Annotated in this window: 9 protein-coding genes; 6 read left to right on the top strand and 3 right to left on the bottom strand. The window is 58.2% G+C overall.

The genetic code is table 11. From position 1 onward, the window contains the following. Positions 1-58 precede the first annotated feature (58 nt). The 6 genes from mobC (at position 59) to ACOYQJ_RS17225 (ending at position 9666) form a co-directional block, all read left to right on the top strand. Complete coding sequence (gene mobC / locus ACOYQJ_RS17250; protein WP_422907263.1) at positions 59-646, top strand: plasmid mobilization relaxosome protein MobC; 588 nt, start codon at positions 59-61, stop codon at positions 644-646. Further along, on the top strand, positions 633-2981 hold the full coding sequence (locus ACOYQJ_RS17245) for a relaxase/mobilization nuclease domain-containing protein (protein ID WP_422907262.1): 2349 nt from the start codon (positions 633-635) through the stop codon (positions 2979-2981). The genes mobC and ACOYQJ_RS17245 overlap by 14 nt, the downstream gene beginning before the upstream one ends. Then, on the top strand, positions 2974-4956 hold the full coding sequence (locus tag ACOYQJ_RS17240; protein WP_422907261.1) for a type IV secretory system conjugative DNA transfer family protein: 1983 nt from the start codon (positions 2974-2976) through the stop codon (positions 4954-4956). The genes ACOYQJ_RS17245 and ACOYQJ_RS17240 overlap by 8 nt, the downstream gene beginning before the upstream one ends. A gap of 340 nt (positions 4957-5296) precedes the next feature. Continuing rightward, positions 5297-6895, top strand: coding sequence for an ATP-dependent nuclease (locus ACOYQJ_RS17235; protein ID WP_422907260.1), 1599 nt, complete (start codon positions 5297-5299; stop codon positions 6893-6895). After that, on the top strand, positions 6882-7967 hold the full coding sequence (locus tag ACOYQJ_RS17230) for a UvrD-helicase domain-containing protein (protein ID WP_422907259.1): 1086 nt from the start codon (positions 6882-6884) through the stop codon (positions 7965-7967). Before ACOYQJ_RS17235 ends, ACOYQJ_RS17230 begins: the two co-directional genes overlap by 14 nt. Positions 7968-7989: 22 nt before the next feature. Then, positions 7990-9666 carry a hypothetical protein gene (locus ACOYQJ_RS17225; RefSeq protein ID WP_422907258.1) on the top strand — a complete coding sequence of 559 codons (1677 nt, stop codon included), beginning with the start codon at positions 7990-7992 and terminating at the stop codon, positions 9664-9666. 147 nt (positions 9667-9813) lie between these two features. Here the strand turns inward: ACOYQJ_RS17225 and ACOYQJ_RS17220 are convergent, their stop codons facing one another. Genes ACOYQJ_RS17220 through ACOYQJ_RS17210 form a run of 3 tightly spaced genes read right to left on the bottom strand, consistent with a single transcriptional unit; the run spans position 9814 to position 12309 of the window. Next, a complete protein-coding gene (locus ACOYQJ_RS17220; protein WP_422907257.1) occupies positions 9814-10839 on the bottom strand; it encodes a TrbL/VirB6 family protein in 1026 nt (341 codons plus the stop codon). After that, positions 10839-11258 (bottom strand): hypothetical protein, encoded by a 420-nt coding sequence (locus tag ACOYQJ_RS17215; RefSeq protein WP_422907256.1) that lies wholly within the window; start codon positions 11256-11258, stop codon positions 10839-10841. The genes ACOYQJ_RS17220 and ACOYQJ_RS17215 overlap by 1 nt, the downstream gene beginning before the upstream one ends. Positions 11259-11274: 16 nt before the next feature. Then, a complete protein-coding gene (locus ACOYQJ_RS17210) occupies positions 11275-12309 on the bottom strand; it encodes an ATPase, T2SS/T4P/T4SS family (RefSeq protein WP_422907255.1) in 1035 nt (344 codons plus the stop codon).

Below are 12309 nucleotides of genomic sequence, written 5' to 3'. Positions count from 1 at the left end.
CGTTGGGAGTCGGCGGGCTTGTACGAAGTTGGCAAGAAATAGGAACGTTAACTTCAAAATGCCCCGCCGTCGCAGACTGTCAGAGATCGAGCGCTCGACCATCGCCCAGGACCGCCGGAACGGCGTCTCCGCGGCGTCGTTGGCCGCGCGCTACGATGTCAGCCTGAAGACGATCTACAATGTGGTGAACCACTGGGGTGAGCGTCAGACAGCGAACGGCAGCCGATCGCGGGTTGTGGGGATCCGGGTCTCGGACGACGACCTGCGCCGGTTCGACGCGGCGCTGTCGCGGCGCGGGATTGCGCACCGCTCGGATGCCATGCGCCGCCTGATGCTGGCGGCCGAAGGTGTCTTCATGCCCGACGACGAGTTGTGCGACGAGCTGCGCAGCCTCGGCGCCGCGCTCAACCGGGTTGGCAACAACGTGAACCAGATCGCGCGACGTCTGAACGAGGCCAAGGTGCGGGGCGAGAGACTGTCCTACCCGGCCTCAAGTCACCGTGACGTCCGCGCCCTTGCGGGTCTGGTCTTCGATCTGGCCGACCAGGTCCAGGAAATGTCGCGTGCGCGTCGCAGCGTGCTGGACCTTGAGATCAGCTCAGCCCTGGCGGGCCTCGCCGGGAGGGATGAGAATGGCGCGGAGTGACCCGGTCCGTGGCATCGACTCGGCGCTCTTTGACCGCGGCTGGAGCCGAGTTTCGGGATCCTGGCAGGGGCTTTCCAAGGGCGCGCAGATGGTGCGGGCCGCGCGCGGTTATTCGCCAGCGATCTTCAAGGCCATCTCGAAAGGGGGCTGCCACACCGGGGCGCAGCTAAGGGCGCAGCTCACATATCTCACGACAAAGTCGACCCATATCCTCGACAGCCGCGGCACCCATGACGGGAAGAAGCAGCTCTCGGAAGCCGAGATCAACCGAGTGGCGCGGCGGTTCGAGAACCAGTGGAACGAGCGCTACAGCCCCAAGCTTGGCCATACGTCGCATCTGCTGATGGCATTCCCGGTTGGGACCAGGGGTGAAGAGGTGCGCGATATCACCCAGGCGGTCTGCGAGAAGTTCTTTCAAGGTGAGGGGTCGCAATTCGACTATATTGCTGCAATACACCAAGATCGCGCGCATCCACATGCGCATATCGTTCTGAACCGCCGCAGCAAGGATGGCGAAATGTTCTTTCTCGGGAAGGATCATCACTTCAACTACGACGCCTTTCGCGAGGCGATGGTCGAGGCGGCCCAAGTTCATGGGATCCGCCTTGAAGCGACGCGTCGTCTGGATCGTGGCGTCACGACCTACCGCGCCGAGATCGATGAAATCTATAAGGCCCGCGACGAGGGCCGTCCCCCTATCGAGCGCCAGAGAACCGGCGCTGACCTGGCGGCCGCTCTGGAAACCGTCAGGCACAATGCGTTGATCTACCGCGGGCTGGCGGCGGAGGCGTCACGTTCGAATTTCGAAGACGTGGCCGAGGCGCTCGAGAGGGCCAGCACCATCCTTGCCAGTGGCGGTCAGATTCAATCTGACGGAGCCATCTACATGTCCCAAGACCAAGCAGCGTTCGACACGTTGATCACCGAGTTTTCTCAGAACATTCGCCAGATCGAGGCGGCGATCGACAGAGCGCCGGCGGCCGAGAGGCCGGTGATCGAGCGCAAGCTGACCGACGTTCTGGCCTCGGTCGCGCATTTGAACCCGCTCGGGGATCGCTCCGCCGCCCTGATCGATGCCCCGTCCCGGGACGGCATCTATGCAAGGCCGAACTTAAGTGAAGATCACCTCGCGCGTCTTGACGATGGAGAGGTGGCACCAAAGCTGGCCGAGGCGTTGCAAGGCACAGGCATCGATGCCGAGGCTGTGGCCGCGCGCCTGCGGGAAGGGGCAGGCAATGCCGCATTGGAACGCCAGTGGCTGGCACAGGACCTACAAGCGATTGCCAAAGCAAGCGACCTCGATCTGGAGAAATCTGCGGACCGGGGAGACGCGCTCGACCGGCTGGAAGCCGTGCATGTTCGGTTGGGCGATGTTCTGACCGATGTACGCGTCCTGCGCGCGCCAACCGAGGTCGACGAGGTGGATGACGCTGAGGCAGCGCTTGGTGAGCGGTTGACGACACCTGGGAGTGATCTCGCGCAAGACGGGTCCGACATTTTTGCCCCATCGGAGCGGCAGGCGTTCAGGGCGCTGGTGGCGCAGTTCCGCCGGACGGATTTCGATCATCCGTTCTCCGACGACCCGTCGGTGCGGCGGGTAGGCGCCGTGGAGGTGGAAGAGGCCCGCGCCGCGTTCGATGCCTACGCGCAGAAATCGCCGCAACATGCCGAACTGGCGTCGATGGCCTGGGACCAGATGACTGACAGCCAAAAGCCGCCGCAATACGCGGTATCGGAACAGGACCGCACGCTTCATGCTGGCGACATGGACCTCGCGTTGCGGGATCCTTCGGATCATCTCGGTCCGATCACCGAAGAGCTCCGCACCCTCGCCCGCTATCGCACGGAGATGCCGGATGATGAATTCGGGCAGGCCGTCCAGGACGAAATCAACCACCTTCGTTCGCTCGGCGCGTCGCGTGCCTATATCAGCGAGCGCAGTTTCGAGATCGAGGACAAGGCGCGAGAAGACTACGCCGAGCGCCGCTATCTGGAAGAGACCGCGCCAACAGTCATGGCCTTTGTGCGAAACAACGACATCGAGGGCCCGCTCTCCGAGTCAGTGCAGCAGGACATCGTCCGGCAGGTCAACGAACGTCTAAGCCCCGACGCAATCGACGCGCTGCGGGCTGGCAACGCAGAAGTCCTCGACCAGTTCACCGAGGATCCGCTGCGCCAGCTGGAGCTCGGCAGGACCTATCTCCAGAGCAGCGAGGTCACTGCGCACGGCCCGGCGATGGAGCGCGTTCTCGATGCATTGGCCGAAGAGCAGATCGAGGCGCAGCGCGCGCGCCACGCCGCGGCCCATGGCGAGAAGGGGATCACCCATGGATAAAGGCAAGATCGCCCTTGGTGTGCTGAGCCTCGTGCTGGTCGGCCTCGCCATGGGCTATGTCGTGGCGACCGGGTTCGTCATGTTCCGCTATGGGCTTTCGCCCACGCGCTTCGACGTCACCCTACTTGCCCGCGAATATCGGGGTCTGTCTCAGTCTGCGCCGAAGGACTTCCTCTGGGTGAACCTCATCCTTGGCGGCTTCGGCCTGACATCGCTGATGCTGAGCGTCACGCTTCTGGGGGATGCATTGACTCGCTTCGGGACGACGCATTGGCAGACCCGTAGCGAGATCAAGAGGAACGGTTTCTTTGCCAAGCCCGGCGGCGGCTTCCTTCTGGGCAAGCTTGGCTCCCCGAAATCCAGGCGCCCGTTCCTTGTCTCAAAAACCTTCCCCCACGCGCTGATCGTGGCGCCTACAGGCCGCGGCAAGGGCGTGGGCTTCGTGATCCCGAACCTTCTGACCTACAAGGGCTCGGCTGTGGTGCTCGACGTGAAAGGTGAGAACTTCCGCGAGACCTCGCGCTTCCGCGCCAGCATGGGGGACAAGGTTTTCCGCTTCGCGCCGACCGACTGGGACCGACCGACACATCGCTATAATCCGCTGGCGCGCATTGCTGCCATGACCAACCCCGACCGGCAGCAGATGGAGCTGAAACTCACCGCGAAGCTCTTCCTGCAAACCGACAACGAAAAGCTGAGCGGGCTTTTGGCCGGGGGTATCGACCTCTTCGTGGCGGCCGGCCTTCTGGCCTTCGAGCGGGGCGTGCCGACCATCGGCGAGATCTATCGCATCACAGCCTCTGGGGGCGACAAGCAGAAGGAATACCTGAAGCGTTCACAGGAGGTGAAGAACAAGTCGGCCAAACTGATCTTCGAGCGTATGGCGTCGACCAACAACGACACGCTCACTTCCTACCTCTCCCTCCTAATGACATCGGGTCTCGACACTTGGGACAACCGCGCGATCGACGCGGCCACCGCGACCTCTGACTTCTCCTTCCGGGATATCCGCCGCCGCCCACATGCGATCTATCTTGTGGTCGAATCCGAGATGATCCGACCGCTTGCCCCGCTGATCCGCCTCTTCTTTTCGGACCTGATTGCCTCGTTGCAAGCACAGGAACCCGCTGATGACGAGCCCTGGCCGGTGATGATCATGCTCGACGAGTTTGACCGGCTCGGAAAAATGCCAATCGTCGCCGAAAGCATAAAGACGCTGCGCTCCTTCGGCGGCAACCTCGCCATCGTGACCCAGACGATCCCGGCGCTGGACGAGATCTATGGTGAAAACACCCGCAGGTCGCTGCAGGGCGGCGCCGGCGTGAAGCTCTACCTCACCCCGTCCGAGCAGAAGACCATCGAGGAATTGAGTCAGGCTGTCGGCAAGACCACCAAGCGTGTGGTGACCCGCTCCCGTGCTGTTGGACGCAATCCATTCGAAGGGCGCAGCGTCTCGGAGAGGACAGAAGATACCCCGCTCCTGACCGAGGATGAGGCCCGACGCATGGACCTCGACGAGGTCATCCTCGTGATCGACGCGCAGATGCCGATCCGGGCAAGAAGGGTGAAGTATTTCGAGGACCCGGTGTTGAAGGTTCTGCACGCCGGTCAATCGGGAAGCTTCCCATATCCGGACGAGGAAGGCCTTCGGCGGGACCGACAGATGTCCGAGACTCGCGAGACGGTCGAGAAGCTGAAGCAAGAACTAATGGATGTGCGGGCGGCTGCAGGCGCAAATGGTTCTGGGGTAGCGACCTCACCGGCAACGGCGGAGATGCCCGTATCGAATACGCAGAGTTCCACGCCTTCGTGGCCAAATCGTGCGCGGGGTCGAGCAGCTCGCGCGGGAGCTAGTGGAGGTGGGCCAGTGCCGTTGTCATTTGATCCAGCGGGGCTGGGGCTTAAGGAGCCAGACAGGGCTGTGCTGACTGGGGCTGTTCAAACGACGAGGGCGATACTCGCGGAGTACAAATGATCGAACGTCCCTCTGCGGACATTCTGGGTCGTTTCATGCTGGATGGCAGCAATTCCCTAAGCCGCCGTTCAGGCGGTGCTGCAGCAAAGCACCTGCAACTCGATCACAGACGATGTCAGGCCTAGTGCTCTTCGCCCTCGTCGAGCTATAACCTGCGATCCGAAACGCCGCATGAAGTCTGGCTCCTTCTTTATTTGGGGACGGCGGGTGATGATCACCGAGCAATGAAAGTCTTGGGCTCATTTGTCACCGGCTAGGCTTTGTTGAACGGCACCTTCCCTTGTAGACCTCGCAAAAGTTGTGCCTGATGGCAGTGTACTCGATAATGGGAGGTGCGAGCTTGTTCATCCAACGTGCGGTTATCAGAAACTACCGCTGCCTTAAGCAGGCAAATGTCACCTTCAATAACGAACTGAACGTCATTGTTGGAAACAACGAGAGTGGAAAATCCACCCTCCTTGAAGCGATTCACCTAGCGCTTACTGGTCAACTCAATGGCCGACCCCTACAGATCGAGCTTCATCCCTATCTGTTCAATCTCGATCACGTTCTTGAGTACATCGAAGCGCTAAATAACGGTCAAACTCCAGAACCGCCATCGATCCTCATCGAGGTGTACCTCGCCGACGATCCAGCTCTTACAAAGCTCAAAGGCAAAAACAATACTCTTGGAATCGATCTTCCTGGCGTATCACTCCTAATCGAACTCAATCCTGCGCATGCAGAGGACTTTGCTCTGTACGTCTCCGATCCGTCCGAAATTCGAACGATCCCAATGGAGTATTACTGGATAAAGTGGAGGGATTTCGCCGAGAACGACATTCTAAACTCGCGCTCCATTCCACTTCACGCGAGCCTGATCGATGCCAGCACGATTAAGAACAATGCGGGAGCCAGCCGCTACGTCATCAACATCGTGAAGGAGAGCCTTACCTCGAAGGAGAAGGTGGACCTTGCTCTGAGTTATCGGCTCATGAAGGACCGTTTTCTTGAAGAGCCTAAGGTCAAAACGATTAACGACACGCTCGCGTCGAAGAAGGGAAATATCAGCGACAAGGTTATCTCTGTTTCGCTCGACACGTCAGCTCGGGCGAACTGGGAGGCAGGAATCATGCCTCACCTGGACGACATACCCTTGCCACTCGTCGGGAAAGGCGAGCAGAATTCGGTCAAGATCAAGCTTGCGATGGAGACGTCGGCAAAATCCCACATCATCTTGATTGAAGAAGCTGAAAATCACCTCTCCTACGCCAGTCTCAATGAGCTAATTGGCCACATCGCGACGAATGCCGGCTCGCGGCAGATATTCATCACGACGCATAGCAGCTTCGTTCTTAACAAGCTTGGTGTGGAGTCCGTCCTCCTGTTCCTCCGTGGCGAGGGTGCGCACCTGACCGACCTGAAGGATAAGACTACGCAGGACTATTTTATGAAGCTGCCGGGGCACGACACGCTACGGCTCATCCTCGCAAAGCGGTCAATTCTCGTGGAGGGGCCTTCAGACGAGTTGATTGTCCAACGAGCCTACCAGATCAAGCACGGCAAGATGCCATTAGAGGATGGGGTTGATGTGATTGCCGTAAATTCGCTTGCCTTCAAGCGCTTCCTCGAAATCGCGGTCCTCCTTAAAAAGACTGTCGATGTCGTGACCGATAACGATGCTGATGTCGCGGCACTCGAAAAAAAATATGCCGACTACCTGAACTCCGATATCGTCAAGATCCAATACGATAAAGACGAGCAGGCCCATACGCTTGAGCCACAGCTCTTGAAGAAGAACGGCCTGGCAAAGATCAATGACGTCCTCGGCAAGGCCTTCGTAGATGAAGCATCTGCTATCGAGCACATGGTCAAAAACAAGGCTGAGACCGGCCTGAAATTCTTCGAAACGAAAGTAGAGTGGTCGCCTCCGGACTATATCGCCCGTGCCCTCCGCTAATCGCATCGTAATATCCGCCGCCGGAGGCGGAAAGACCACGCGAGTCGTCGATCAGGCGTTGGCGTGGGAGCAAGGGCGGGGAGCAACGGCCCTGATCACCTATACTCGCAACAATGTCCGAGAAATTCACCTCAAGGCATACTCACGCGTACGCATCATTCCGTCCCATGTAGAGGTCATCTCTTGGTACACATTTCTGCTTCGGGAGCTTGCCCGCCCCTATCGTTCAGCCATGCATTCGAGTAGGATTGACGGCATTCATTGGGTTGAAGGGAGGTCTGTTCCTTACATTCCCGAAGCGCGGACCCGCAGTCATTACTTCCTCGATGGCTCCCAGATTTATTCGGACAAGATCGCAAAGTTCGTTTGTCAATGTGACCGGAAAACGGGTGGCGCGATCATGCGACGACTTAAGCAACGCTTCAGCCATATCATCATCGATGAAATACAAGACATGGCGGGGTACGACCTCGACCTCTTGGAGTTGATGCTAAACGCGGGCGTCTCGGTCACCTTTGTTGGTGACCATAGGCAGGCCACCTTTTCCACGAACAACGCTTCGAAAAATAAAGCGTTTGCGGGTCCGGCCATCATCAATAAGTTCGAGCTATGGAAGAAACAGGGGCTCGTTGAGATCGAGTACGAAACCCACACATACCGCTGCAACCAAGCCATTGCGGACCTGGGCGACGGCTTTTTCCCGAACGAGCCGAAGACGGTTTCGCGCAATGATACGGTGACGGGACACGATGGAGTGTTTCTCGTAGGTAGCGCAGATGTTGGTGAATACGTGAACTGTTTCGCGCCACAGGTGCTCCGATATTCAGCTGCGACCAAGTGTGATCCACACGAAGCTATGAATTTCGGCGAGTCAAAGGGCCTGACCTTTGAGCGCGTCCTAATCTACCCGCACGGGTCGGCTCGCAAATGGCTCGCGTCGGGCGACATCAGTCATGTCGCGAAATCCGCGGCGAAAATGTACGTGGCCGCCACACGAGCGCGATACAGCGTGGCTTTCGTCTACGACGGAAAAATCTGCAATGTCGCTGCAACTAAATGGATGTCCGAATGAACCAAGCTTCTAGCAGGTAAGAATGATCGAAAAGTCTGCGACCAGTTTTGTTCTCAATCACGATCGCCTTGCATCGGCGAGCGACGATTACGAAGCGGGACCGACCTTTAATGCATGTCTGAATGCGCATGGTATGTATGAAACCATGCGGTTTGTGCTGCGCCTAAGTCCTCGAAATCATGAACTTATGGAGACGATAGAGTCGAACGAATTTGAAACATGCGCCGTCCCAGCTGATGTAGTTCAGGCTTACTCGACCTACATCCACGAGACCATTCACTGGTGGCAACATGTCGGATCGACATCGGGTCTGCTGTTCAGCCTCAGCTACCTGGCTCAATGCCACTCAAGCATGGGTGAGCTCAAGGAGGTGCTCGCCACAATCGGTGCCAAAAAGCCCCTGAAAGGCTATACTGATCAGATCCTTCTGAATGAGGGGAACTCCGCGCAGGCGAAGCTCGCGCAGGCCAATACGGCCGTGAACAACGCTCTCGACGTCGAGTACTACAAGTTCTACGCCTATGAGCCCCGCAAACACGTCCACTGGATGATCAAGGAAAACCACTTTGAGTCAGTTGGGCACTGCTATTTTATCGTCTACGGTCAGCTCGTGGGGATGATTGCTGATGCGATCGACCCGGAGCTCAAAATCCTGCCCAATACCTCAGAATGGGATGCCGCGGAGCAGCGTCTGAATGCTGCTCAGCATGAAGGGTTTTACTGGGGCTCGCCGGTGCGGCTGCCTGCAACAGGCTTGCGCGCGATCTATGAGGGGCAAGCAAGATTCATCCAGCTCCAATTCCTGCACAACGCGCAGCAGGAACCGCTCTCATGCACCGAGCTGCGCGACATGGGATATTTCTCGGGGATCTACGTCGAAGCATTCGAGCGCTTCCTCGAACTTGCAGAAGCGGAATGGCCGGAGCATATGGATGACCCGTTGATAGGGCTGTTCCTGCTTGTGTGCGACCTGTCGATAAATCCTACGCGTGGGTTGCCCTTGGAGGTGACGAGTTTCGAGGATCTGATTCTCGACGTAGATGTTGGCGTCCGCTTCACGAGGCTTTGCGTTAGCGTGAAGGAGCTGCCACACCTCAAGCGGTCCATCACAAAATACTCCAAGGAGGAGTACATCACCGTATCCGAGGAGCTGACAAAATATGTGGGCTACGATCACCCCATGGAGGGGCTGAGTGCAGTCATTAATTGGCTTGTGAAGGCTCCGGGCCTACACAAGCTTATGGAGGAGTATCGCACGTTCGAGTTTGAACCTATGAATCTTCCGATCAGAGTTTTCCTCTCACACTTCGTTGCACTATGCCAAGATAAGATCGAGCGCCCCGAGTTCTTCTGCTGGCCTGGCGCCTATATGGCGGGGGACAAGAACAAGAAGGACGTGCGAGAAGTATGGCTGCGCCATCTGTCGCTATTCAGCGATCGGGGGGACAAGGAAGGTGTCTATCCGAGGAAATGGCCGTACCGTACGGATAAGGCAGTCATGGATACCTTTCAGCGCTTCTACGGCACGATGGCTCTCTATGATCTGACTAGGCAATGGCTCCTCAAAGACGGTCCGTTTCTCTGCGATTTCCGTTGGTTGTACGAGAACTACGATCAGACGCAAGCGGAGGCGTGGGGTAATGAAACATTTAAGAAGGTCTATGGGGTTACTCTAGACGACTTTGAAATCGTCCGATGATCAGTGCTGAACCTAGTCGTTTCTGGAGGAGTTTCAGATGACCACGTCACCAGTTGTTCTGTGAGTGCCACGCTGCACTGCCTCCAGTCGGCTTCCCGCTCTTCTCGACGCCGATGTCCACACGACTTGCAAAAAACACTTGCCTCTTCACTGCCCTAGCCGCTTTGCCCTTTCTGCCATTCGGACCACTTGCGCGCTGGCCGTGACCGCAGCACTCCGCACGACTGCGGGGCTCTGCGATACGCCTCGTCCAATAGCCTCGCCAGTTGTCAACGCACCGATCCGCGACCTCCCTTTGACGCCGGCCGTGTTTAAGAGCCCGCGCATAATTCCTGTCGATCCAGCGACAACGGCGGGCGCGGCCGCCACCATCAGGTTCCCGGAGATCCCCCGCACAATCAGGGGCGTTGCCGCGACGAAGCCCTTGGCCAAGAAAACCATGACGAAGAACGGCACGAGCGATCCGATGTTGGTTGCCGAATTCGGATCACCGAGCTGCGCGAGAAGCGAATTCGCCATGCCGACCACGGTCGAGAACATGGCTGCGATGACGATGGGGTAGAAGGCATAGCTGACCGTCGTCGATACCCACCTATGGAAGAAATCCTTCGTCGCGTCGAAGAGCGACAGTGCGATCATGATCGGAGCAAGGCCGAGCATGAGGGTCAGCATCATCTTGGCGAATATGAGGACGATGCCGGTCATGAAGCCAAGGAGGCTCAAAAGAATAAGCCCGATGCCGCCTAGGATCGCGCCTGTCATCCAGTTCAGGTTGCTGCCGATGGCATTCAGGTACTGGCTGAATTTTTCGATCAGGATGTCGAATTCGCCGGCAAAGTGTGTGGCTCCGGCTCCTCCGCCGCCAACCGAAGACACCAGTGCGCCAGCGACGTAGTCCAAGCCTCCAATGACGGCGTTTGCTACTGCATTGAAGTTTGCCCAGTTGAAGGCGAACAGACCGATAAGGGTCAGCTTGATCAGGTACCAGAAGAAGCTGGCCCCATCCATGCTGCGGAACTGGAATGCCATGTTGATGCAGACGCCGATTAGCGAAAGCGTGACCATCAGTAGGACGATCGTGCCGGTATTGCTTGCCACGGCCCCGAACTGGGACTCAGCCGCATCGACAAGGAACGCGTCTGCCGTTCCGACCATCCAGCTGACGACGCCCATTACCAGTTGCCTTGAGCTTCGCAGATTGTACGCACTCTCGGCTCGAGTTGCTTCCTTATTTCAATCCAGGTGCGGCGAAACGCCGAATGCTCGGCTTGGCTAAGGACTGCATACCTTTCATGATATTCGCCATCGGAGCTATCCCAAGCAGGAAAGCGGGTTTCACAGCCGCAATCGCCAGATTCTGCAATCTCCTCCCAGGCCCGAATTTCGTACAACTCCATCAAAGCTGCTGCCTTATAGGCTTCACGCGGATTTATTTCGTCCATCCAAGTCGGGCGCGACGGACGATCGTTGCAGATCCGGTACTGTTGAGGCGACATATCGACTGTGAGATCGTTTGAGACCTGAGGCGAAGTCTGCGCCACAAGGGGGCCCGCCAAGGCGGCAAGCATGACTGCAAGAATTGGTCTTCGCATCTGGGGGGTTCCTTTTTTACTCAGCGGCAACGGAGGGGCTCTTGTTGCCTCTGCCGTCGACCGTGTCGAGGTTCAAATCTGTGGTTTGCCCCGGCAGGAAGAACTCGGTGATTCCGCGCGCGCCTTCATGGCGGCCGGCCTGAATGATCACGTCGATCGAGCCCTCGATATAATCGATCATGTCGGCATAGGTCATCGGCACATCGGTTTTCAGGGCGGCGATGGCGAGGCGGCGAACAGCAAGTTGTGGGGTCTCGGCATGCAGTGTGGTCAGCGATCCACCGTGGCCGGTGTTGATTGCCTCGAGAAACGTCATCGCTTCGCGCCCGCGGACTTCGCCTAGGACGATCCGGTCGGGTCGCATGCGAAGCGTTGAGGCCAAGAGCACATCGGCACTGCGGGCATCCGTGTCCCGGTCAGCGATCAACGTCACTACATTGGGCTGCTCGGGGCGCAGCTCGGCCGCCTCCTCGATGGTGATGATCCGCTCTTCGGGCGGGATCAGCGAAAGGATCTTGCGCGCCGCGACCGTCTTGCCGGTCGATGTGCCGCCCGAGACGATCATGTTGAGCTTGTTCTCGACGCAGAAGTGCAGGGCGGCGTTGATGTCGCCGGATGTCACCACATCGCGCAGCGCGGCGTTACGTTCGCGGCGCAGGCCTTCGAGGCTGCGCTCCTTGCCATAGAGAAACCCGAGCTTGATCGCCTCGAGCGGCAGGGAGGAGAAGAATCGCAGCGATATGGAGAACCCGCCTTCTACTGCCGGCGGCTGGATCACCTGCGCGCGGATTGGCCGGTCGCGATAGAGGATCGAGACCGAGACGATGGGCTTCTTGGTGCTGAGTGTGGTCGAGGCGGCGGAGGCGATTTGATTGCCGAGGTCCTTGATCTCGGTCCGGGTCAGCGGGCTGCCCAGTGCACGCATGAAGTGATCGCCCTGAAACTCTCCCCAGACTTGTCCGTCAGGATTGATGCAGATTTCGATCGTGTCGTCGCGCAGGACTTTGGGGCCGAAACGGTCGAGCGACGCTTCCAGATAACTTGCAGCCAT

This window comes from Pacificoceanicola algae, assembly GCF_049341065.1.
In the GTDB taxonomy this organism is placed as follows: Bacteria; Pseudomonadota; Alphaproteobacteria; order Rhodobacterales; family Rhodobacteraceae; genus Pacificoceanicola.
This window is presented reverse-complemented; position numbering and strand designations above follow the sequence as displayed.